The sequence below is a fragment of the Clostridium pasteurianum BC1 genome (genome assembly GCF_000389635.1).
Lineage (GTDB): Bacteria > Bacillota > Clostridia > Clostridiales > Clostridiaceae > Clostridium_I > Clostridium_I pasteurianum_A.
On sequence record NC_021182.1, the window covers coordinates 578,140 to 601,080 of the forward strand.

A 22,941-nucleotide genomic window follows, 5' to 3' on the forward strand; every position below is an offset into this window, starting at 1 on the left:
GGGAGATAAATAATGGCAATTAATTATGTAGACAGTTTTTTAACACAATTGCAACAGAAATATACAAGAGAACTTACTTCTAGTGCCTTAACTTCTGACAATGTTAAATTTATAGGTGCTAAGAATGTGAAAATACCTAGAATGACACTTAGTGGATATAAGGATCACAATAGAGCAGGTGGGTGGAATACAGGAACTTATGGTAATGACTTTGAAATAAAGACACTTGCGCATGATAGAGATGTATCTTTCTATGTTGATGCTGAGGACGTTGATGAAACCAATCAGATACTTACAGTTGCAAATATCACTAATGTATTTTTAACTGAGCAGGCAATACCAGAATTAGATAAATACAGATACAGTAAATTATATGCTGATTTTGTAGGTTTTGGTGGAGTTGCTGATACTACAGTACTTACTCTTGCTAATATCTTAACTGTGTTTGATCAGCTTATGCAGAATATGGATGATGCTAACGTTCCTGGTAGTGGAAGAAAAATATATGTAACTCCTGCTGTTAATACTCTATTAAAGCAAGCTAATCAAATGCAAAGATTTATAAATGTAGATGGAAGCACCTCTGGGACAATTAATAGAACTGTACATTCTCTTGATGATGTAGACATTATCATAGTTCCATCCGATAGAATGCAGACGGTTTATGATTTTACCACTGGAGCAGTGGCAGGAGTAGGTGCAAAGCAAATAAACATGATACTTATGCACCCAAGTGCGGTAATAGCACCTATAAAGAGAAGTGCTATATATTTATGGGCACCAGGGACACATACTCAAGGTGATGGCTGGTTATATCAAAATAGATCCTATACAGATTTATTCTTAATACAGAATAAAGTACCAGGTATTCAAATTAATAAACTAGCTTAGGAGGGATATAGATGTTAGCAGTACAAGGAAATAAACAGATTAAAATTGAAGAGAAAGACAAAGCTTATTATTTAACATTAGGTTATGACATAGCAGATGTAGATGAGAAAGGTAATTTAACGATTACTGAAAATGCCCCAGGTAAAACAGTAACATATGCCAAGTATAAAGAAGCTTTGGATAAAATAGTAGAACTTGAAAATCAAATTGAAGCCCTCAAAAATCCTAAGGGTAAATAATCATGGTTTATGTAGATAGTAATTATTATAAAACTACATTTAAGGGTACTGTTATTCCTGATGATGAATTAGACAACCAATTAGAATTAGCAAGTGACAATATAGATTCTTTAACTTATAATTCTATAGTTGCTGCTGGATTTGATAGTCTTACACCATTTCAGCAGGATAAGGTACAGAAAGCAGTATGTTTACAAGCTGAATTCCTATACCAGTATGGTGATTTTATAAACTTGCCAGTAAATAACTATAGTGCTGGAAGTGTGAGCCTGAATTTAGGTAATGGCAGCAACGGAATAAAAGCTCCTAATACAGTTATGCATTACTTAAAACAAACAGGATTAACAAACAGAGTATTATGAGGTGGTCGTATGAAAGGTAAATTACCATTTCCAAAGTGGATATTAAATACTGACCTTAAGATATTTCAAACTAAAACTGGTGAAGATGGTGGCCCTGAGGAAACTATTTTATTTGATGATAAAGCTTTCTATGAGGAAAAAACAAGGCAGACATTAGATAAAGAAAGAAAGCTTGTAACATTAAGTGGCAAAGTAATAGTTCCCGGGGATATTAATCCAGGTAAAATAATAGAAGGCTGTGTCCAGGTAGGTGAGGTTAAGAGAGATATATTTAGATCTTCAAGACCAAAGAATCCTGATGGCACAGTCTTTTCTACTGAATTGGATTTGATGTAATGAAGGCTAAAGTAAGCATTAAACTTAATAATTCCGCTATATCTACTTTACAAAAAGCACAGCAGCAGGCACTAGAAATGACTATGGAAGCTGTTAAAACAGATATAGTAACTTCTGCTGTGGTTCCTAAAAATACAGGAGAACTTGAAAGAAGCGGCTATGTAGATACTTCAAGGCTTCAGGATATGGTTGCATCTATAGTATTTGACACACCTTATGCAAGGCGTTTATATTGGCATCCTGAATATAATTTTAGGCATGATAAAAATGTAAATGCACAGGGTAAATGGATGGAAGCTTACATTAGTGGCGATAAGAAAGATTTTATAAAAGATACTTACATGAAGTTCTTTAAAGAGTTAAGTAAGGGGCTGGTTAAATAATGTTACTAAGTGAAATAAAAGACTGGCTTAAAACTAAAATAGATTGTCCTAATTGGTATGTAGGAAAGATTGATGGAAGCGTAGAACAATGTATAGGAATCTACAGTATTGTAGGCGGCAAGTCCAACATAGCTGTAGGTGGATTAAATAATACATCCTATGCTAAGAAATCTATATCAATCCTAATCCATTGGGGGAATCAAACTACTCCAGCAGAACAAAAGGCTCAAGAAGTATATAATACATTCTTTGGCCAAAGTGCTGTAATAGGCGGTAAAAGAGTTATTCAATTTGATATGAGAACTTCAGAGCCTATAGGAGTAGGAACAGATAGTAATGATATTTTTGAATTTGTAATTGAAACAACAATAATTTATGAAAGGTAGGTAATGAATAATGTCATTTAGTGGAGTATTTCCAGTCTATGATCTTGTATTTAAGATTGGAACAAAAGGTTTAGCAAGTGTAGCAACGGATATGATGCCTATTGCGGACATGGAAAGTTTTGCTATAAAAATGGCTGGTAAAGCTGAAACATGGATACCAATGACGACTAATGGATGGGAACGAAATATAATAACCTCAAAGGGGTTCGCAATAACTCTTAAAGGTAAAAGAAATGTAGGAGATTCAGGCAATGATTATGTTGCAGGATTAGCATGGAAAACTGGTCTTAGCTGTTCAACTATGGCAGAGATAGATTTCCCTGATGGTTCAAAATTAGCTTTTAATTGTGCGGTTGATGTAACAAACCCTGGTGGAGATAAAAGTGAAGCTATGACACCTTTGGAATTTGACTTGAAGTCTGATGGCGAACCAACATTTACACCAGCAGTGGGTTAGGAGGAATTTATAAATGGGAAAATTTTATGACATATCCAATCGAATGGATAATACTAAATCAGAGGTAAAGATAGATGATGAACATATCTTTAAAATAAATACACATAAAGCAGTAGGATTACAACTTACTGATATTTCAAAAGATGAAAGTTTAAATGATTATGAAAGAGTAGACAAAATAATTAAAATTGGATTAGGGGAAGAAGCTTTTAATTATATAGAAAGCCTTAATCTTAATATGAGCAGCTATAAGCCTATAATAAACACTATAATAGCAGCACTTAATGGTGTAGAAATAGAGGAAATAGAAAAAGCAGAGGAAGACCAAAATAAAAAAAAGTAGAGCAGTGGTATGACATATATGATGATTGGGGATTAATTGAAGCTAGTTTTACTGCTCAATATGGAATAAGACTTAGAAATGAACCTGATATGTCTTGGTCTGAATTCTGTACTCTCCTAGCTGGAATAATGCCTAAGACTCCACTTGGACAGATTGTGGCTATCAGAAGCGAGGAGGACAAAGATATGCTTAAAAACTTTACAGCTGAACAGAATCACATTAGGGATGAGTGGAGAAATAGACAGATAGATGATATGACAGAAGAAGAGAAGCAAAACTCAATTAAAGAAGTGCAGGAATTATTTGCAAAAGCTTTTGGTCAGTCTGTATAAATGCCCTTAAAAATATAGTATAATTGTGGTAAAAATATAGGGGGTATTTGTATGGGGCTTAAAGATTTTATGAAAAAGATGGCTGATAAACAATCAGAATCCAATGAAAAGATAAAATCAAAAATAGAAGAAGGCAAGGAAGAAATAAGAGAAAGAAATGAAAAAGCCAAGGAAAAGATAAAAGCAAATAATGAAAAATATGCACAAAAACGTGCTGAAAAAGCTGCCTTATATGAGAAAAAACAAGCTGAAAAAGATAAAAAAATATCAGACATAAATGATAAAATAAATAAGATAAGAGCAAATAATCCTAACGCGGGTAAAATTGTTCTGAGTGAAAAAGCAAAGGAAAAAGAATATCAAAAAGAAAGATTGAAACAACTTAAGAGGGATCATATTCCTTTTTGTCCTAAGTGCAAGAGTACCCAGTTAACTTTTGTAAATAAAAAGCTTAGTATTGGGAGAGCATTATTGGGTGGTGCTGCACTTGGTGAAACTGGGGCAATCCTTGGAGGGATAACTAGTAAAAAAGGAAAAGTTAAATGTCTTAATTGCGGTCATACTTGGAAATTATAAAATTCAATATTATTTTATCAAGCACTTAGTTGATTCTAGGTGCTTTTATTATGTCTAAAAAGGGGGGTGTGATTGTGGCAGATAATGAATCAGTAGGAAAAATTAGCTTAGATTTAGAGCTTACAAGTGACTTAAGTAAGCAGATAGAACAGGCAGCTTCTAAAATAGGAGACCAACTTAAAACTGCTTTACAGGGTTTGGGAGACCTGAGCTTCAAAGGACTTGGAGATAATATAGGTAAACAAATGACCAGTTCCATTGAAGATAGTATGAAAGCTATGCAGCAACTTATTGAGCAAAATCTAAGTAAAGCACTTGAAGCTGCTATGGCTAATATGAAAGCTATAAAAATCCCTGTAGAATTTGATATGCCAACAAACATGGCTATGCCAAGTCAAACTACAGGTACCAAGATTCCACAGCCAAGAGGCCCACCCATGCCTAAAATGAGCACAGGTGTTAACATGGAAGCCCTAAAAGCTCAAATTGATAATTTAGGTCAAAGCTTAGATATTACAAATGCTAAAATAGAATTGCAACAGGCTAAGCTTGTAGGTTTAAAAGAGTCATATAATCAAACTTTTGATGAATCAAGGAAAAATCAGCTTCAAGAACAAATATTAAAAACAGAAGAAGCTATAAATAAATTAACTGCTACATCTAATAAAACTGGTTTTGCACTTGCTGATTTAGATGATCAGTTCTCTAGGTTAAGTAATGCTTCAAAGAATTCAGGCAGTGGTATAACTTCTTTTATGGATAAACTCAAAGGGATTACTGATGTAGCTGGAAAAGTTGGTGGCAGCATAAAAAATGCGGCTAGTTCCATGACGGACTTTGGTAACAAAACTAATTCTGCAAGAAATCATTCATACGGTTTTTTTAACAGTATGCTCCAATGGGGAATAATCTTTCCTATGATAATGAATGGACTAACAGCAGTCGGCACTTATATAAGTTCTGCATTTATGGCCAATGTTCAATTTGCGGATAGCCTAAATCAAATTAAGAGCAACTTAATGACTGCCTTTATGCCTATATACCAAGCTGTATTACCTGCATTAAACTCTTTAATGAGTTCTTTAGCTACAGCAACCGCCTATATTGCAAGTTTCATAAGTCAACTGTTTGGTAAAACATATCAGCAAAGTTTTGATTCAGCAAAAGCAATGCAAAGCCAAATAGGGGCAATGGATATAGCTGGCAAGCAAGCTAAAAAAGCGGCGGATAGTTTAGGCGGAGTTGGAAAGGCAGCAACAAATTCAGCAGACGCAACCACAAAAGCCGCCAAGCAAGTAAAAGGAGCCTTAGCTGGATTTGATGAAATAAATCAATTAAATCTTACTGTTAATAAAGCTCCTAAGGCTCCAAAAGTTCCAACACCCGCTGGTAGTGGTGTAATAACTCCAATAACACCTATGGCAAACATGGGGCCAATTGAATCAACTACCAGCGGATGGGCTGATAAGTTTAAAAATATATTATCTAATCTATGGAAGCCATTTCAACAAGCCTGGGCGACAGAAGGACAAAACACAATCAATGCGGCTAAACATGCTCTTACTGGAATATTGGATTTACTTGGAGCTATAGGAAAAAGCTTTTATATAGTATGGACTAATGGAACTGGTGAAAGGATACTTGTTAACCTTCTAAAAATATTACAAGACATGTTGAATATTATTGGAGATATAGGAGTAACCTTTGCTAATGCCTGGAACAAAGGGGATATAGGAACACAGGTTGTACAATCTTTAGCAAATGCATTTAATAATGTACTTAGCTTGATTGATAGGATGCTACAAGCTGTTAGGACTGTATGGGGGCAAGAAGGGCCTAAATTTGCTGATATGTTTATGCAAGCGCTTAAGGCTGGCAGCGGTGTTATAGAAAATATTACACAAAAGCTCGGGTTAATCTGGGATAATGGCGGTCAACATGCTTTTGAAGGGCTTGTAAGACTAGGTTTAAAGATTGGAGAATTAGCATTATTTATATTTACTAATTTTGTAACACCATTTGTAAATTGGTTTGTAAATATGATAGCCCCAGCGATTGTACCTGTACTTGATGTGATTGGAAAACTATTTGATAAATTAAGTGGTCTTATTGACTATCTCATGGGAGATGGAACTAAATATACACGTGATTTTTTGATATTATTCACAGGATTTAAAGTAGCAGGTTTTATTGCCAATATAGTAAGTTCTACACTCTCAATTATAGCTAATACTACTGCAAAAATTTCAAATACACTAGCAACCTCATCTAACAATGCAGCAAATGAAGCTGGCATGATAGCTAAGACAAAAGATATAGGTGCAAATATACAATTAATAGCTTTATATGCTAGAGATGCAGTTGTGAAAGCAGCATCTACTGCGGCGACAATAGGAAGAACTATAGCAACTACGGCAAGTACTATTGCACAAATTGCTCATAATGTAGCTGTAGGTGCTTGGAATGTAATATGTGGAATAGCAACTACGGTTACAATCGCATTTGGTGCAGCTATAGCTTTTTTAACGGGGCCAATTGGTTTAACTATATTAGCTATAACTGCTTTGATAGCTATAGGAATCTTATTATATAAAAACTGGGATACCATAAAGGCTAAAGCTACAGAGGTATGGAATGGTATAACAGCTACATTTAATTCATTTAAAAACTGGCTCGGTTCCGTATTCTCAACAGACTGGTCACAAAAGTTCGCCTGGATGGGTGACATTTTAAATGGATTCCTTAGAAATATAAGCAATATATTTGGTGGTATAAGACAAATATTCTGGGGAATTATTGATTTCATAGCTGGAGTATTTACTGGCAACTGGTCAAGAGCATGGCAGGGTGTTGTTAATATATTTGGAGGAATATTTAATACCCTGTATGGCATAGCAAAAGCACCTTTAAATGGATTAATTAGTTTAGTCAATGCCGCAATATCAGGACTTAATCAGATACATGTAAGTTTACCTGACTTTATGGGCGGAGGAAGCTTTGGTTTTAATATACCTAGAATTCCATACCTGGCTCAAGGTGGTATAGTAGATAGACCAACAACTGCAATGATAGGTGAAGCTGGCCCAGAAGCTGTAGTTCCTTTGAAAAATAATACTGGTGGACTTAATATGTTAGCTAGTATGCTATCACAGAAAATAAGTACTATACAACAGCCGCAGTTAACAATGGCAGGCAGTAGCAGTGGAAGTGTATCTCAAAGTAAATCAGACTTTGCAGCTTTAAAAACTGCCATAGTTGAAGCAATTAAGGAAGATAGACAACAAAACAATGATAATGTAGTTAAGCTTTTACAGATAATAGTTGATATATTAAAGAATTTAGGAATGGATATAGATGTTGATGGTGACAAACTTGCACGAATGGTAATTAAGCAGCTAAACAGAAGGACTAGAATGACAGGTAAAACAGAATTAATTTTATAGGAGGAGTGACATGAGCTTTTTAATAAATGGAGTGGCTGTTACTGCTCCTAAAACTTTTCAGGTTGATTTAGTTGACCTAGATTCAGATACTACACAGAGAAATGCTGCAGGTGTTTTGATGCGTGATAGACTTAGGCAAATGAGAAAATTACAATGTGAGTGGGGCCCTCTGACTACAGTAGAAATAAGTACAATACTACATGCAGTAGATCCTACAAGTATGCCTGTAACTTATCCGGATCCATATGCAGGATCAGACCAAACAAGAACATTTTATGCTGGAGACAGAACAGCACCAGCATTTAATTTTAATTCAGGACAGTGGTTAGGTTTGAAATTTGATTTAATAGAAATATAAAGGAATGGTGATTAATAATGGATATTAAAGAAACAGTGAGTTTAAGTGCAAATTTAACAGTAAAGGATGCAAGTAATAATGATACAGTAGTAGCAAGTTTAAGCGTAAATAGTTTAGATTCTGCAAATATGAATTTAGGTATTAATGTAAATACTTACAACAAAGCTTTATTGACACAAGCTAATGCAGTTAATGCCGCAGGTGAAACAGTAGCGCAGCAGTATGCGACGTTTGAAACAGCGGTAAAGACAAAAGCTAAATCACTTGGCTATGTAATATTTGGTTAAGAGAGGATGATTTTAAATGAAATTTAGCAATCAAGAATTATTAAAAAATATACAGGAAATAGGACATGTATCTCAAAAGGAATTACCTGTAAAGGTTAGTTATGCCATAGCAAAGAATATTTCAAAAATTGAATCAGAGCTTAAAATATACGGCAAGGAAAGAGAAAAACTCATAGATAAATATGCTCAAAAAGTTGATGGAAAACCTCTTTCTGATAAAAATGACCAAATTATTTTTAAGCCTGAATGTAAAGAGGATTGGGATAAAGATATAAAAGCTTTATTAGATATAGAAAGTGATATTAATGTCCATAAATTTTCTTTTAGTGAACTTAATGGTTTTAAATTATCTGCAGCAGATCTTATGGCTATAGATTACATGATAGATGAAAAATAAACCTCTAAAAGGGGGTATGCTAGATGTATAATGTCTCACAAAACTTTTTAAATGTAATAAAGCAAAATGGAAGAACTTTTAAAGCTACTGTTAATGTAAGGGGCACGATTTTTGATAATAACAATATTACTGAAATAGACTTAGAAGAAAATGTTAATCCCACTGAAAGCTTTATGATCGGTGGTGTAGGAAGTTCTAAATTGGAAGTTACTCTCTTGAATGTTCCAAGTAGTCTTATACTTGAAAATGCACCAGTAACCGCTACAATAAGCCTATTAGTAAATGGAAGTTATGACGATGTGCCTTTAGGTGTATTTACAGTAGATGAAGTAGACATAAATAAAAACAGTACGAAACTAACCTGCTATGATAACATGATTCTGTTAGAACAAGCTTATTTTAGTGATTTAAGCTATCCGAATAGTATTAATGCAGTAGCACAAGACATATGTTCTAAAGCAGGAGTTCAACTTGCAACAGTTCTGCCAAATACACAAATAAATAAAATAGATGGATACACTTATAGGGAAGCTGTTAGTTTTATAGCTTCTTTTTTAGGTGGTTTTGCAAGATTTAACAGAGTTGGACAGCTTGAAATAACAACCTATAATGATAGTGGAGTTTCATTAGATAAAAATAATTATTTCCCTAACTTTACAACTAGCCAAAACCTATTTACCATAGGTAAGTTAACTTGTAAAGCAGGTTCTACTACGGATAGTAATGGTAATTCGATTGATAATATTTTGACTGCTGGGACAAATGGGAATGAAGTACAATTTGAGAATCCTTTAATGACACAGGACCAGTTAAACAGCATTTATAATGTATTAAAAAATTTATCCTATATGCCTTATTCTATGGATTGGCAAGGAAATCAAGCTTTACAGGCTGGAGATAAAATTACTATAACTGATCTGCAGGGTAATGTGTATAATACTCTTTTAATGGATAATAAGATTACCTATAAAGGTGCTATAACTGCTACTGCTTCTGCTGTAGGTAAAACGCAAACTGGACAGAATTTTAGTTCCAGTGGTGGCATTAGTAACACTGTAAATAGAATAGTTACAGAACAGGCTAATATTAAAGTGTTGTTAGCTAATACCGCCACAATTGAAGATTTAACTGCTACAAACGCAAAGATAGATAATTTAGTTGTGGGAACAGCTCAAATTTCCGATTTAGCTGTGACCACAGCTAAAATTGCTTATGAAGCTGTGGGAACATCTCAAATTGCTAATTTAGCCGTGGGTACAGCCCAAATACAAACAGGAGCAATTACTAATGCCCTTATAAGCACCGCGGCAGTAGGCACTATACAAATAGCAGACGGAAGTATAACGGATGCTAAAATTGTAGATCTAACAGCAAATAAAATTACTGCCGGAACACTATCTGTTGAAAGACTTGAAATTAGAGGAACTAATACAAGTATAGTATATGCTCTTAATAATATTACTGGTGCTTTACAATCTCAAAATGTAGATACTTTAAACGGTGAAATTGTAACACCTAGGACAATAACGACAGATAAAATTGTTGCTAATGCTATCACAGCAAATGAAATAGCTTCGCATACCATTACAGCAAATGAAATGGTAGCTAATACAATAACCGCCTCAAGTGGTATTATAGCCAGTATTGATGCAGGAAAAATCACTACTGGAACATTAGATGCTTCTTTAATTAATGTAATAAATTTAAATGCAAGCAGTATAACAAGCGGTGCAATAAATAGTATTACAATAACCAGTACGTCTGGAAACTCAAAGTTGACTATAAATGGTGCCTCACTGATAGGCACAATAAACGGTGTCAAGGGCTTAGATATAGGAGACCATTCAATAGGCTTTCAGGATTATTCTAATACTGGAGCAGTTGCAGCAGGAATGTTCTTAAGTTATGGCAGTGACGCTACCAATGCAAATACTACAGGCCTATGCATTGGTACTGCAAAAGGGTTTTTAGGATTCGGGAAAGAAGCAGCAGATGGTAGTAATATAACTACTGATTTCTTAATTAATTATGGCTATAATCCCAACGGTGTACAAGAAAAATTTATATATTATGGCAATATTAATATGCAGCAGTGGGGTATATATAACGTACAGTACCTGTCCGGTGGTGGAGGTAACATTGGTATTGGTGTAGGATGGTCTAATGGTTTTAAAAATATTCTTAAAATTGCTGGGGGAACAGGAAAATTTGTTTTAGCCGGAGACCAATCTTCTGACCAATGGTCAGATTTTTATGGCAATATTAATTTTAATGGCTGGACTATACGAGGGATAAAAGAAATACAAGATAATGCATCTATGAGCGGTGGAACTATAACTATTAATCCTGGAAATAGCGGCGGTGGAGCTAGTTTTGATAGTGGGGGTATAAATTTTTATAGACCTACTTATTTTAATGGATGGGATGTAGGTCTAATCGCCAATTTGTCTTGTAGTAGTTTATATGTTAGTGGTGCTAAGAATAGAATAGTGACCACGGATCATTACGGAACTAGAGCTCTTAATGCATATGAAATGACCGAATGCTATTTTGGAGACATGAAGAGAAACAACATTGTTAATGGTATATGTGTTGTTAATTTAGATCCTATGTTCCTGGAAACTGTAAACTCCAATGAGCAGTACGAAGTATTTGTCAGCCCTTATGGGAATGGCAATGTATGGGTAGATCCTGGTGAAATGTATCCAAACTATTTTATTGTTAGAGGTTCAGCAGATATCCCTTTTGTATGGGAAATAAAAGTTAAACAGAGAGATTTTGAAAATACCAGAATGGAATCAGTTGAAGTAGATACAAGTACAGTAGTTAAGCAGGCATCCTAATTTTAGGGTGCTTTTTTATATATAAAAAAAAGGGGGTAAAATATAAATGATACTACCATATAATGCAACCTTCGACCTTAAAGGAAACAATAGTAAAATAGACAACATTAAATGTACCGTAGGAGATACTAATGCCTATCAATTAAATGTTAGTATAATAATTGATAAAGATGCAGCAAACTTAACAGGTCATACAGCGAAGATTACTTTTACGAAAGCTGATAAAACTAAGGTATTTGATGACATGATAATTGATGATGCTGTTAATGGCAAAATGTATGTTATATTTAAAAGTCAGGTCATAGCATTCGCAGGACGAGTTGACGCAGATATAGAAATTTATGATAGTTCTAATGGTAGATTAACAACCGGGAGTTTTGCTTTTATGGTTGGAACAGGGCAATTAGATGATACAGCTATTGTATCTACCAACCAATTTACAGCTTTAGATACAGCTTTAGCAGAAGTAACAGACTTTGTAAATACAAAAACAGAATTACAAAATGCAAGACAAGGAAAGGCAAGTTTACTAGTAAATTTACAAGATAAAGATTCACAAGCAGCAGACATTAAAACTTACAAAGAAAACGGCAATAGATTATATAATGTATTGCATAGAATGTTAGATGCATTAATTGTTAAAATAATATGTTATGGTGATAGTATTACAACGGGGCAAATACCAATAGCAGGAGGCCAAGCGGTAGACAATTATCCAGCTGTACTGCAAACAAAGTTACGAAAGATTTACAATAATAATAATATTACTGTTATTAATCAAGGTAATCCAGGAATGGACACAACATTCGGACTTGCAAACATTGACACACAAGTAATTAGTCAAACACCAGACCTATGCATATTGATGTGGGGAACGAATGATGGTACTGAAAGAATGGATTTAGCAACCTTCAAAGATAATTGGCGCCAGATGATAAAGAAATGTTTAAAAGCTGGAATTGAGGTGTTAGTATTAACTTGTCATACTATTTATAAACCAGATGATGATAGAATGCACAGACAAGAATTATATGCTAAGGCTACTATTGAGATTGCTAAAGAAATGAACGTGCAATATATCAATATGTTTGAGGAAACTTCTAATATTGTTTCCAATAAAATTGAAGTTCCAATTGTTTTACATCCAGATATGGTGCATTTTGACCAAAACAAGTATTTCTATATTTCAGACATAGTAATTAATAATGCTCTTGCTGTAGATGATTTTAAAAATATTCTGCAAGTAAATGATGATATTGTAGTGCCAATATGGCATAGTCCTTATATTCAGACCGATATACCTGCAACAGCAGAATATGATCAACCTTTAAGCGATTATAAGAAAACCATTAGTTTAGCTGCTGATACTTCAAAGGGAACTTATCTAAGGTTTGTTTTCTTTAATAAAAAGAAAAATATGAATCTTGTATTAGCTGGATCAAAAGGATCTGGTGGAGGTAAAGTAACCATTGTAGATAATGGTGTTAATGCAAATATGATTAATTTTTATTCTGGTGTTGGAACACCTACACTTTATGATGTACCAAATACTGCTGTAGAGAATTTAAGCTATGGATTACACATAATAGAAATTCTAAATACTAATATCGTACTAGGTCAAGCAACGGCTGGTGTTGGTTCAGGATACTTTACAGTTTTCAAAATTATGAAAAATAAAAATATCAATACTAGTTCCTATGGTAGTAATGCTCCATTTACCCCTGAAGCACATATGAAAATTATTGACGGAGTAATGAAATTGACAGATGGTGATGCTACTAAAAATAGTCAATTAGTCTTAAATGACAGAGAGTTTATAGAGTTAAAAACTGGTAAAACCCTTGTTATTGAAGCACAGGGAACTTTCATCAATACTGGTGGCATAAGTTGGTTTAATAATAAACCTAGTACAGCTTTTCCTTCTGGATATGCATTCTCTTATAATTCAGGTAATGCTACAATATATAAAAGTGATGGAACGACTTATTCCGTACTATTAGCAGGCGCTACAGCACTTGATAACTCAGTAGAAAGAACATATAGAATCACAATGACAGCTGCTGGAGTTATTACTGCGTATATAGATGGTACACAGGTGTTACAAGTTACAGATACTACAGAAAATGCTGGCTATGTAGGTGTATATAGTGGAGTGGGTGCTATAGGTACAATAACAATAAAAAGACTTGAATATTGCTATATTTAATTCACAATAGTTAAACCCAAAGGATTTAGATTAATTTCTAAGACCTTTTTTATTACAAACATTTAAGGAGGTGCAATGTGAAGAGACAATTATTAGGTGATAATCCATTGTTTAATGGTATGGTAGCAGGGATAGGAGGCATATTTACTTATATTTTAGGTGGGTGGGATACTCCTTTAACAGTTTTATTTTGGTTTATGGGCATAGATTATATGACTGGTTTGCTTGGAGCCATAGCACAACATAAATTAAATAGTAAAACCAGTTATAGGGGTATTGCTAAGAAGTTATCTATTCTTATAATAGTCACAGTAGCAGTTTTATTAGATAGATTAATAAATAATGATGTATGGGTGTTTCGTACCTTCGTTTGTTATTTTTATATAGCAAATGAAGGTATTTCTATTTTAGAGAATGTAGGTAAAACAGGAGTACCATTACCACAAAAGTTAATCAATGTTTTGGAACAATTAAAAAAAGAGGAGGAATAGTATATGAAAGGAATAGATATTTATTCAGGAACTATAATTACAGATTGGAATGCAATTAAGACAGACGGTGTGGAAGCAGTTTATGTAAAGGCTACAGAGGGCATAAACTACGTGAATCCTTTAATGGATAGTCAATACAAAAAAGCTAAGGGTAGAGGGTTAAAGGTAGGATTCTATCACTTTGCAGGCAGAAATGTACCAGCGCAGGAACATCAGCACTTTATGAACACTATCAGCAAATATGAACAAGATTTAAAGCCAGTACTTGACTATGAAGTAGCTAATCCAGATATGAATTTTGTTGCTGCATTTATGGCTCTTGATGCTAACTTACTATTATATGCAGCTCACAATGTAGCTGATAAAGCTAACCTTCCTAAAAATAAAATTTGGATTGCTGAACCTGGTGCTGCTCCATCAGATACAAAAGGTTATGCAGGACTTCAATACAGCTGGACTGGAAGAGTGGCAGGGATGCAGGGTGATGTAGATATAGACCTGTTTGGATCAGACGTATTAATTGATTCTAACAATGTAGTTTTAGCAGTAGCTCCACAAGTACAGCAACCAGTACAGCAAGGAGATCCATCAGTAAGAATAATTCAGCAGCAATTAAATTATCTTATAAAAGCTAATTTAGTAGTGGATAGTATACGAGGAAATTTAACCAACACTGCTATAAAAGTTTTCCAAGGTATCATGGGATTAGTCCAAGATGCTGTTTGGGGACCAAAAACAATAGTTGCAATAACAGAAATTTATTCAAAGCCTTTAGATGGTGTAGAACAGCCACATCATGAATATGCTACTAGGTTTATTCAGTGGATAGTTGGAGCTACTATAGATGGTGTATTTGGTAATCAAACAAAAGTAGCGGTACAGAATTGGCAGGCAGCTCATGGGCTGGTACCAGATGGAGAAGTTGGACCTCAAACATGGGCTAAGATGTTAGGTTAATAGGATTATAGGAAACTATAGTCCTTTTTTAATTTTAAATATTGGAGGAATGTAAAAATGTTAAGTCAAATAGTTATAAATGAGATTATAATCCCTGTAATTGGTGCTGGTGTTGTTACAGTATTGGAAGTTGGTAGACGGCAGTTAAAAGCTTTCCTTGATGCGCATAAGGATTTAATAGAAAAGCAGAAAGAAGCTCTTATACAGACTATAGGAATAGATCAGTATAATAAAGATGTAGCTATAGTAAAAAATGCTGTATTCGCTGCAGAACAGTTAGGTAAAGAGTTTAACTGGGAAGGTGCTATTAAGCACAGTAAAGTTTTGGGATTAATTTCCGGTAAAACAGGTCTTACAGATGAAGAAATTTACAATATAATTAAAGCTGCTGTATTAGAAGTTAATAGTTTGAGGACTTCTACAGAAACGCCTACAAGCATTACTACAAAAAATATTGTTTAGTCAATATAATATTGTTGTTAATTTCATATTACAAGATTCTTTATACAAAAGAGCCTAATATTAATTTTCAGGCTCTTTTATTGAATTTGCAAATAAATCTAATAAGAAATTTGAAAAACCCAGTATTATTTGACCATATGAATGATTGTGATACTTTATTTTATTTAAATTTCCCCAATTAGCTTGTAAGGTTATAATTGTTGGATAAGATTCACCAAAAATAGTTACTGTTTCAGATGAAAATATATCATGCTTCATTGAGTTATGTATAGAATTGATGATTTCTAAAAATTCTGAATGTGTATCATAGTTAATATAGTCTTTAATCAGTTTAGTAATTTTGTCATTTCTAGAGTCTAATAAATCTCCGATACTTGTTATTTTTAATTTTTTAGTCGATAACATTTCTTCATAGTACAATAAACAATATGTTAATGTAATTAATTCATCTATAGACTTCCTTATAAGATATACAACAAACTCTATATTATTTTTATATTTTGTAGGTTCAGTAGTTGTAATACCATTAGTGGAATTTTGGAATCTATAATGTTCAGCATATATTTGTTTTGTAATTTCATTGATTGTATCAATTCTTGATATAAAATACATACTGAAACGTCCAGAGTTAAATAGTTGAGGTATACATTTAAAATTTGGAAATTGATTAATCTTTAGCGTTGGAAGCATTGGTATTCCATGAGTGTCTGAACCTGTATAGTAGTTTATTTCTTCAATTGATACATGCCAAAATTCATCTTTAACTATTTCCCATTGATTTTTCTTGGTGTTAAATACTGCTATAAAACCATCTGGAATATCATTTGGAGGTGGTAACTCTGTAGAAAATGCAGGAATACCTTCGCCATCCTTTAAGCACTTTTCTTTAGCATTTATATAAAAGTTATCAAAGCTGTCATAATTATAAATCATAACTCTCTTCATCTTATTTCTCCTTTTTAATATATAAATTTATAATTTAACTACAATTATACTGTAAATGTTTTCAAATTTCAATTGCTTTACATAAAAAAGATGCACCACAAAGGCACATCTTAAAAAGTAATTATAGAGAGTAATTTTATAGATACAATGCTCAGTTATAATATATGTGGGAATAGTAAAAAGGTACACTTTTAGCACTGTGTACCTTTCTTTGGTTGGTAAACTTAGAAAAACTTTATAATGAGGTTTAATGAAAAAAGTTTCATTATAGGTATATTATTTACAGATATTTTTAATTTATGCAATACTAAAAAAGATGCAGCCATAAAGGCCACACCTTTTGAGAGAAAGTTAAATAATGAAAAATTTAAAACCATTTATATTATTTACATATGTTAGAGTTTTATTCAAGTAAAAAGGAGTAGCTTCACTTATATAGTTACTCCTTTTTACTATTTTTAAAAATCATAGCATTACAGTATTAATTACAGTCATTTTAAATTTTAAACCCTGTAAAGTGTTGATAGGTAAAGGATTTAAGAAATTTATAAATATATTCCGCTCTTCGATGCAACTTCCTTAGACTGAGTGCCAGTAGAAATGCTGGTGCTCTTTTAATAACAAGATTTCCAATTTTCACGTTAAAAATAGCAGTTAAAACCATTTTCAATAAATATCTTTTGATATTCTAATAAATCTTCTTCGTGTAATTGTTCTATATTTTTAAAGCTATAATACTTATTTAATAATTCATATTTTTTTTGACCAAATTGATGAAAAGGTAAAAGATTAATTTTAGTAGCACCAATAGATTTAAGAAGTGTACAAAATCCTTTTGCATCCTCTAAACTTGAATTAATAGTTGGAATAACGGGGATACGTATAATGACATCCTTATCTTTTTCTACAGCAATTCTAAGATTCTCTATAATAACATCATTGTATACATTAGTAGTTTTAAAATGTTTTTCCCTGTCATAGTGTTTTACATCGAATAATAGTAAATCTACACTTTTTATAAAGTCAGAAAATATTTCATTTGACGTATATCCTGTAGTTTCAATTGCAGTGTGTATATTGTTTTCTTTCAAGAGTTTTAAAAGTTCAGTTGCAAATTCATATTGCTCTAATACCTCACCACCAGATAGTGTAACTCCACCATTAGATTCTTGATAAAATACATTATCTTTTATAATATCTTCCATTACTTCAGAAAGAGTTAAGTATTTTCCTTCTATTATTAATGATTTTTTAGGGCAAGATTTTACACACCTAAAACAGGAAACACACTTTCTTGAATCTATTTCTATAAGATTGTTATTTAAGGATATAGCATTGTGCTCACAATTATGAACACAACGTAGACATTTTAAGCACTTTGATTTATCCCAAGTTATTTGCTGGATACTATTTTGTGATTCAGGATTAGAACACCACAGGCATTTAAGTGGACAACTTTTAAAGAATACGACGGTTCTAATGCCAGGACCATCGTGTATACTATATTTTTGAATATTAAAAATGCAAGCTTTTATATTTTCCATAAATTATTTTAACAAGAGTTTACAGTGTATAAATAACAACCTCTTGCTAGAGTTCACCTCTTTTCATATCTATCTTATATGATCAATATTAGTTGTAATAAGATTAAAAATTCCTTTTATGTTACATGTTTTTGCTCTGTGAAAGCGATTCACACAAAATCAAAGATTTTGCTTCTCTGTTTTCTAATGATAGAGATGGCAGGGACGTTCATGGATAATTTATTTAAACTGAACATGAAAAACAAAATCTCAATTAGTAAGATTAATTGGTGAGGTATAGTATATATATTAATGTTAGCATAATCAATTATTTATGTAAATAATAATATTTCATTAAGAATAAAAATAGTTTCAAATGAAATGAGATTATTGACATTAGACAAATATAATATATAATAAGATATGAAAGAAGCAATTTAACTTACGTTCGAAACCTAATTGTTTGTATTAGTAAATCATTCTGTGATATAATTGATATCAAGAAGTTATAGAGCGGAGGATAATATGACCAATAGACATACAAAACTCATTGAAATGGTAAATGACAACAAGAAAATAGAAGTTAGTAAATTAGCAGAAATCTTAAATGTATCGCAAGTAACTATACGTAAAGATTTAGGTATGCTAGAAGAAAAGGGACTATTGCGTCGTGAACATGGTTATGCAGTTATAAGTCCCAGTGATGATATTAATAGCAGACTCGCTTTTAATTATGAAATAAAAAAGAAAATAGCACAGGTAGCATCAAATCTTGTTTCAAATGGAGAAACGGTTATGATTGAATCGGGTTCCTGTTGTGCTTTACTGGCAGAAGAATTAGCCTATAATAAACGGGATATAACAATTGTTACTAATTCTGTATTTATTGCCTCTTATATAAGAAAAGCTCCCTTTGCTAAAGTTGTATTGCTGGGAGGAGATTATCAGAAGGAGTCACAAGTTTTAGTAGGCCCTCTTGCCAAAAAAGGTGCTGAGGACTTTTTCGTAGATAAATTATTTGTTGGAACAGATGGATATAATCCTAAAATAGGTTTTACAGGGAAAGATCTTATGCGTACAGAAACTGTAAAAGCTATGGGGAAAAATGCCAACAAAATAATAGTTTTAACTGAATCATCAAAATTCCACCAACAGGGTGTTGTTGCTCAGTTTAAAACGGAGGAAGTAAATTACGTATTAACAGATAATAATATATCAGAGGATGTTGTAGAATTATTAAAAAAAGATAAAGTAGAGGTTCAAATAGTTTCAGCGGATTAAATTCTTTTGTATATATAGAATTTCTTAGGTTTAGAGTAAGTTTTATTTATAGTAAAATTTAAAAGTTATAGTCTAACCATTAAGCAAAATTTAGATTATAGGGGGAATTGTTTATGAATCATTTTGGGGAATTAACAGAAAGAATGAATAATTTTCGTGAAGAATTATTAAATGCAAGGCCTATGGTGTGTGTAGAAAGAGCAAAGCTCATCACAGAAAGTTATAAGGAACATGCCGATAAGCCAATGGTATTACGCAGAGCATTGAGTTTAGAAAATATATTAAAAAATATGAGCATCTTTATTGAACCAGAAACCTTAATTGCAGGTAACCAGGCTTCATCTAATCGTTCAGCACCTATATTTCCTGAATATGCAATGGATTGGGTTATTGATGAACTTGATAAATTTGACAAACGTGAAGGGGATAGATTTTATATCACTGAAGAAAATAAAGAAGCATTACGGGATATTGCACCGTTTTGGGAGCACAATACTTTAAAAGATAGAGGACTTGCAGCTATGCCAGATGAAAGTAAAGTTTTCTATGTCTTAGGAATTATAAAAGCGGAAGGAAATATTACTTCAGGAGATGGACATATAGCTGTAAATTATGGAACAGTATTAGAACAGGGATTGATTTATTATAAAGAGAGAACAGAAGAAAAATTAAAACAGCTGGATCTTACTGATTACAATAATTTGAATAAGTCATATTTTTATAAGGGAATTCTCATTGTAATTGATGCAGTTGCGTCTTTTGCAAAACGTTATGCAGATTTAGCACTAGAATTATCAGAAAAAGAAACTAATGCTTCGAGAAAAGCAGAATTGTTAGAAATGCGGAGAATTTTAAACAAAGTTCCCTATTATCCTGCCGAAAGTTTTCATGAGGCTGTGCAGTCAATATGGATGATTCACTTATGTTTACAAATTGAATCCAATGGGCATTCACTTTCCTATGGTAGAATGGATCAATATCTATATCCTTATTATAAAAAAGACATTGAAGAAAATAATATTACAAGAGATATTGCCTGCAAAATTCTTTCAAACCTCTGGATGAAAACATTTACTATAAATAAGATAAGAAGCTGGTCCCATACACGTTTTAGTGCAGGAAGCCCACTATATCAAAATGTTACAGTAGGGGGCCAAACCGTTAATAGGAAAGATGCTGTAAATCCATTAACTTATTTAATTCTAAGAAGTGTGGCACAGACAAAATTACCACAACCGAATTTAACAGTACGTTACCACAGGGGCCTAGATGATAATTTTATGAAGGAATGTATTGAAGTAGTAAGATTAGGTACTGGTATGCCAGCTTTTAATAATGATGAAATAATTATCCCATCCTTTATAGAAAAAGGTGTGTCAGAAGAAGATGCTTACAACTATAGCGCCATTGGCTGCGTAGAGGTTGCAGTTCCAGGTAAATGGGGTTACAGATGTACAGGTATGAGTTTCTTAAACTTCCCTAAATCTCTCTTGATTGCCTTAAATGATGGTGTGGATCTTGAATCTGGAGTTAAACTTTGTGATGGTGTAGGTCATTTCAAAGATATGAATTCCTTCTCACAAGTTATGGAAGCTTGGGAAAAAATAATTCGTGATTTCACGAGACATAGTGTTATTATAGATAACTGTGCTGATATAGCCTTGGAGAAAGATACTGCAGATGTATTGTGTTCAGCTTTGACAGAGGATTGTATTGAAAGAGGCCTAACAATAAAAGAAGGTGGAGCTGTATATGATTTTATCAGTGATCTTCAAGTAGGTATTGCCAATTTAGCGGATTCCCTTGCAGCCATTAAAAAATGTGTGTTTGAAGATAAGGTTATAACTTCAAAGCAGCTATGGAATGCTTTAATTGATAATTTTTATGGAGAAGAAGGTAAAAGAATTCAAGATATTTTAATTAATGATGCACCTAAGTATGGAAATGATGAGGACTATGCAGATTTACTTTTAAAGGAGGCTTATGATATCTATATTGATGAAATAAGTAAGTATAAAAATACTAGATTTGGACGTGGTCCTATTGGTGGTGTTTATTACGCAGGAACTTCTTCAATTTCTGCAAATGTGCCTCAAGGGGCAGGTACTTTAGCAACTCCAGATGGAAGAAAAGCAGGAGAACCACTGGCAGAAGGTTGTTCTCCGTCCCATGCAATGGATAAAAATGGTGCTACATCCGTATTTAAATCAGTTTCAAAATTATCAACAGATAAAATTACTGGTGGTGTATTGCTAAATCAAAAGGTTACACCTCAAATGTTGTCTAAGGAGGCTGACAGATTGAAATTAATTTCTTTGCTTAGAGCTTTCTTCAATCGTTTAAAGGGATTTCATGTACAATACAATGTAGTATCCAGAGAAACACTTGTTGACGCACAGGAGCATCCAGAAGAGCATAAAGATTTAATTGTCCGTGTGGCAGGGTATAGTGCCTTCTTTAATGTATTGTCTAAACAAACTCAAGACGATATTATTGAGAGAACAGAGCAGGTTCTATAGTTAAGGAAAAGTTTTACTTTGTTAATTATGAAAATTTAAGAATAAATAAGTATATTAAACCTAAACTCGGCAAGTAATCTTTATAAATGTTGATATATGTATATTCACTTATAGAAACTTAAAAAAATATAAGGTATTATTAACACTTTATTAGACTATTTACTGAATTCAGGGTTAAAAAATATATAGGAGGAGAAATAAAAAATGAAATTTTTATTTGACACAGCCAATATTGAGGATATTAGAAGATATAGTGAGTTTTTCCCAATTGCAGGTATTACAAGTAACCCTAGTATCATAAAAAAAGAAGGGAAAATTGATTTCTTCAATCACTTTAAAGAAATTCGTGAAATAATCGGTAGGGATAAAGATCTCCATATTCAAATCCTTGCTGAAGACGCTGAAGGAATATTAAAAGAAACAGAAACAATTTTAGAAAATGTGGATGATAAAGTGTGTATTAAGGTTCCAGTTACTGAACAGGGTTTAAAGGGAATAAGAACTCTTAAAGCTAAGGGAATTTCTGTTACAGCAACTGCAATTTACACAAAAATTCAAGGCCTATTGGCAATAGAAGCAGGAGCAGACTTTATTGCACCATATTTTAATCGTATGGAAAATATGGATATTAATCCTCGTGAGGTTATTTCAACCTTTGCCAATATGATCAGTGAATACAACTATTCAACTAAAATTTTAGCAGCAAGCTTTAAAAATATTGGTCAGGTAAATGATGCTTTTGCCGCAGGAGCACAAATGGTAACTGTGTCACCAGATTTACTGCATACCGCTTTTAAAATGCCATCCATACAGAAAGCAGTAGATGATTTTGTTGCTGATTGGAAAGGCGTGTTTGGAGAAAAAGTTTCAATTTGTGATTTGCCTAATAACTAGATTGTCTAAAGTATCATAATTATTTTGAAA

General features: G+C 32.9%; 24 protein-coding genes. 22 read left to right on the forward strand and 2 right to left on the reverse strand.

The features are described from left to right. The first annotated feature begins 12 nt into the window (after nucleotides 1–12). The 19 genes from CLOPA_RS02745 to CLOPA_RS02840 all read left to right on the forward strand — a co-directional run bounded on the left by CLOPA_RS02745 (nucleotide 13) and on the right by CLOPA_RS02840 (nucleotide 15,749). The gene (locus CLOPA_RS02745; protein ID WP_015613951.1) at nucleotides 13–891 is read left to right on the forward strand and encodes a hypothetical protein; all 879 of its coding nucleotides are present in this window, start codon (nucleotides 13–15) and stop codon (nucleotides 889–891) included. A gap of 11 nt (nucleotides 892–902) precedes the next feature. Then, nucleotides 903–1,130 (forward strand): hypothetical protein, encoded by a 228-nt coding sequence (locus CLOPA_RS02750; RefSeq protein ID WP_015613952.1) that lies wholly within the window; start codon nucleotides 903–905, stop codon nucleotides 1,128–1,130. A gap of 2 nt (nucleotides 1,131–1,132) precedes the next feature. Further along, nucleotides 1,133–1,492 (forward strand): hypothetical protein, encoded by a 360-nt coding sequence (locus CLOPA_RS02755; protein ID WP_015613953.1) that lies wholly within the window; start codon nucleotides 1,133–1,135, stop codon nucleotides 1,490–1,492. Nucleotides 1,493–1,501: 9 nt separating this feature from the next. After that, entirely contained in the window at nucleotides 1,502–1,828 is a 327-nt protein-coding gene (locus CLOPA_RS02760) for a hypothetical protein (protein WP_015613954.1), read from the forward strand. After that, entirely contained in the window at nucleotides 1,828–2,211 is a 384-nt protein-coding gene (locus tag CLOPA_RS02765; protein WP_015613955.1) for a hypothetical protein, read from the forward strand. The genes CLOPA_RS02760 and CLOPA_RS02765 overlap by 1 nt, the downstream gene beginning before the upstream one ends. Beyond that, a complete protein-coding gene (locus CLOPA_RS02770; RefSeq protein ID WP_015613956.1) occupies nucleotides 2,211–2,597 on the forward strand; it encodes a phage tail terminator protein in 387 nt (128 codons plus the stop codon). The genes CLOPA_RS02765 and CLOPA_RS02770 overlap by 1 nt, the downstream gene beginning before the upstream one ends. Nucleotides 2,598–2,607: 10 nt before the next feature. Next, complete coding sequence (locus CLOPA_RS02775) at nucleotides 2,608–3,054, forward strand: phage tail tube protein (protein WP_015613957.1); 447 nt, start codon at nucleotides 2,608–2,610, stop codon at nucleotides 3,052–3,054. A 13-nt stretch (nucleotides 3,055–3,067) separates the two neighbouring features. Then, nucleotides 3,068–3,397, forward strand: a complete 330-nt coding sequence (locus CLOPA_RS02780) for a hypothetical protein (protein ID WP_015613958.1) — start codon at nucleotides 3,068–3,070, stop codon at nucleotides 3,395–3,397. 35 nt (nucleotides 3,398–3,432) lie between these two features. Next, nucleotides 3,433–3,729, forward strand: a complete 297-nt coding sequence (locus tag CLOPA_RS02785) for a Gp15 family bacteriophage protein (RefSeq protein ID WP_242834300.1) — start codon at nucleotides 3,433–3,435, stop codon at nucleotides 3,727–3,729. Nucleotides 3,730–3,780: 51 nt separating this feature from the next. Then, on the forward strand, nucleotides 3,781–4,305 hold the full coding sequence (locus tag CLOPA_RS25760) for a hypothetical protein (protein WP_015613960.1): 525 nt from the start codon (nucleotides 3,781–3,783) through the stop codon (nucleotides 4,303–4,305). A 74-nt stretch (nucleotides 4,306–4,379) separates the two neighbouring features. Beyond that, complete coding sequence (locus CLOPA_RS23530; protein ID WP_155241857.1) at nucleotides 4,380–7,748, forward strand: hypothetical protein; 3,369 nt, start codon at nucleotides 4,380–4,382, stop codon at nucleotides 7,746–7,748. A 10-nt stretch (nucleotides 7,749–7,758) separates the two neighbouring features. Beyond that, nucleotides 7,759–8,106 carry a DUF6711 family protein gene (locus tag CLOPA_RS02805; RefSeq protein ID WP_015613962.1) on the forward strand — a complete coding sequence of 116 codons (348 nt, stop codon included), beginning with the start codon at nucleotides 7,759–7,761 and terminating at the stop codon, nucleotides 8,104–8,106. Between the two features lie 17 nt (nucleotides 8,107–8,123). Further along, nucleotides 8,124–8,393, forward strand: coding sequence for a hypothetical protein (locus tag CLOPA_RS02810; protein WP_015613963.1), 270 nt, complete (start codon nucleotides 8,124–8,126; stop codon nucleotides 8,391–8,393). A 16-nt stretch (nucleotides 8,394–8,409) separates the two neighbouring features. Next, nucleotides 8,410–8,790, forward strand: a complete 381-nt coding sequence (locus CLOPA_RS02815) for a hypothetical protein (RefSeq protein ID WP_015613964.1) — start codon at nucleotides 8,410–8,412, stop codon at nucleotides 8,788–8,790. Nucleotides 8,791–8,813: 23 nt separating this feature from the next. Further along, nucleotides 8,814–11,633: a hypothetical protein gene (locus CLOPA_RS02820; protein WP_015613965.1), complete on the forward strand. Its 2,820-nt coding sequence runs from the start codon at nucleotides 8,814–8,816 to the stop codon at nucleotides 11,631–11,633. 46 nt (nucleotides 11,634–11,679) lie between these two features. Then, nucleotides 11,680–13,839, forward strand: coding sequence for a BppU family phage baseplate upper protein (locus CLOPA_RS02825; RefSeq protein WP_015613966.1), 2,160 nt, complete (start codon nucleotides 11,680–11,682; stop codon nucleotides 13,837–13,839). Nucleotides 13,840–13,916: 77 nt separating this feature from the next. Then, nucleotides 13,917–14,330 carry a phage holin family protein gene (locus CLOPA_RS02830; protein WP_015613967.1) on the forward strand — a complete coding sequence of 138 codons (414 nt, stop codon included), beginning with the start codon at nucleotides 13,917–13,919 and terminating at the stop codon, nucleotides 14,328–14,330. Between the two features lie 3 nt (nucleotides 14,331–14,333). Further along, nucleotides 14,334–15,287, forward strand: a complete 954-nt coding sequence (locus CLOPA_RS02835; RefSeq protein ID WP_015613968.1) for a GH25 family lysozyme — start codon at nucleotides 14,334–14,336, stop codon at nucleotides 15,285–15,287. Nucleotides 15,288–15,344: 57 nt separating this feature from the next. Further along, on the forward strand, nucleotides 15,345–15,749 hold the full coding sequence (locus CLOPA_RS02840; RefSeq protein ID WP_015613969.1) for a hypothetical protein: 405 nt from the start codon (nucleotides 15,345–15,347) through the stop codon (nucleotides 15,747–15,749). A 60-nt stretch (nucleotides 15,750–15,809) separates the two neighbouring features. Here CLOPA_RS02840 and CLOPA_RS02845 read toward each other — a convergent pair whose 3' ends face one another. Further along, nucleotides 15,810–16,694 (reverse strand): hypothetical protein, encoded by an 885-nt coding sequence (locus CLOPA_RS02845; protein ID WP_015613970.1) that lies wholly within the window; start codon nucleotides 16,692–16,694, stop codon nucleotides 15,810–15,812. A 641-nt stretch (nucleotides 16,695–17,335) separates the two neighbouring features. Further along, a complete protein-coding gene (locus CLOPA_RS02850; protein ID WP_015613971.1) occupies nucleotides 17,336–18,238 on the reverse strand; it encodes a glycyl-radical enzyme activating protein in 903 nt (300 codons plus the stop codon). 504 nt (nucleotides 18,239–18,742) lie between these two features. Here CLOPA_RS02850 and CLOPA_RS02855 point away from each other — a divergent pair. The 3 genes from CLOPA_RS02855 to CLOPA_RS02865 all read left to right on the forward strand — a co-directional run bounded on the left by CLOPA_RS02855 (nucleotide 18,743) and on the right by CLOPA_RS02865 (nucleotide 22,911). Then, entirely contained in the window at nucleotides 18,743–19,498 is a 756-nt protein-coding gene (locus tag CLOPA_RS02855; RefSeq protein ID WP_015613972.1) for a DeoR/GlpR family DNA-binding transcription regulator, read from the forward strand. A gap of 113 nt (nucleotides 19,499–19,611) precedes the next feature. Further along, the gene (locus tag CLOPA_RS02860) at nucleotides 19,612–22,017 is read left to right on the forward strand and encodes a glycyl radical protein (RefSeq protein ID WP_015613973.1); all 2,406 of its coding nucleotides are present in this window, start codon (nucleotides 19,612–19,614) and stop codon (nucleotides 22,015–22,017) included. 204 nt (nucleotides 22,018–22,221) lie between these two features. Beyond that, entirely contained in the window at nucleotides 22,222–22,911 is a 690-nt protein-coding gene (locus CLOPA_RS02865) for a fructose-6-phosphate aldolase (RefSeq protein WP_015613974.1), read from the forward strand. Nucleotides 22,912–22,941: the final 30 nt, after the last annotated feature.

Bases quoted from the DNA above. Each gene is read 5' to 3' on its own strand.
- CLOPA_RS02745 (WP_015613951.1), top strand. From the start codon at position 13: ATGGCAATTAATTATGTAGACAGTTTTTTAACACAATTGCAACAGAAA.
- CLOPA_RS02750 (WP_015613952.1), top strand. From the start codon at position 903: ATGTTAGCAGTACAAGGAAATAAACAGATTAAAATTGAAGAGAAAGAC.
- CLOPA_RS02755 (WP_015613953.1), top strand. From the start codon at position 1,133: ATGGTTTATGTAGATAGTAATTATTATAAAACTACATTTAAGGGTACT.
- CLOPA_RS02760 (WP_015613954.1), top strand. From the start codon at position 1,502: ATGAAAGGTAAATTACCATTTCCAAAGTGGATATTAAATACTGACCTT.
- CLOPA_RS02765 (WP_015613955.1), top strand. From the start codon at position 1,828: ATGAAGGCTAAAGTAAGCATTAAACTTAATAATTCCGCTATATCTACT.
- CLOPA_RS02770 (WP_015613956.1), top strand. From the start codon at position 2,211: ATGTTACTAAGTGAAATAAAAGACTGGCTTAAAACTAAAATAGATTGT.
- CLOPA_RS02775 (WP_015613957.1), top strand. From the start codon at position 2,608: ATGTCATTTAGTGGAGTATTTCCAGTCTATGATCTTGTATTTAAGATT.
- CLOPA_RS02780 (WP_015613958.1), top strand. From the start codon at position 3,068: ATGGGAAAATTTTATGACATATCCAATCGAATGGATAATACTAAATCA.
- CLOPA_RS25760 (WP_015613960.1), top strand. From the start codon at position 3,781: ATGGGGCTTAAAGATTTTATGAAAAAGATGGCTGATAAACAATCAGAA.
- CLOPA_RS02805 (WP_015613962.1), top strand. From the start codon at position 7,759: ATGAGCTTTTTAATAAATGGAGTGGCTGTTACTGCTCCTAAAACTTTT.
- CLOPA_RS02810 (WP_015613963.1), top strand. From the start codon at position 8,124: ATGGATATTAAAGAAACAGTGAGTTTAAGTGCAAATTTAACAGTAAAG.
- CLOPA_RS02815 (WP_015613964.1), top strand. From the start codon at position 8,410: ATGAAATTTAGCAATCAAGAATTATTAAAAAATATACAGGAAATAGGA.
- CLOPA_RS02820 (WP_015613965.1), top strand. From the start codon at position 8,814: ATGTATAATGTCTCACAAAACTTTTTAAATGTAATAAAGCAAAATGGA.
- CLOPA_RS02825 (WP_015613966.1), top strand. From the start codon at position 11,680: ATGATACTACCATATAATGCAACCTTCGACCTTAAAGGAAACAATAGT.
- CLOPA_RS02835 (WP_015613968.1), top strand. From the start codon at position 14,334: ATGAAAGGAATAGATATTTATTCAGGAACTATAATTACAGATTGGAAT.
- CLOPA_RS02840 (WP_015613969.1), top strand. From the start codon at position 15,345: ATGTTAAGTCAAATAGTTATAAATGAGATTATAATCCCTGTAATTGGT.
- CLOPA_RS02845 (WP_015613970.1), bottom strand. From the start codon at position 16,694: ATGAAGAGAGTTATGATTTATAATTATGACAGCTTTGATAACTTTTAT.
- CLOPA_RS02850 (WP_015613971.1), bottom strand. From the start codon at position 18,238: ATGGAAAATATAAAAGCTTGCATTTTTAATATTCAAAAATATAGTATA.
- CLOPA_RS02855 (WP_015613972.1), top strand. From the start codon at position 18,743: ATGACCAATAGACATACAAAACTCATTGAAATGGTAAATGACAACAAG.
- CLOPA_RS02860 (WP_015613973.1), top strand. From the start codon at position 19,612: ATGAATCATTTTGGGGAATTAACAGAAAGAATGAATAATTTTCGTGAA.
- CLOPA_RS02865 (WP_015613974.1), top strand. From the start codon at position 22,222: ATGAAATTTTTATTTGACACAGCCAATATTGAGGATATTAGAAGATAT.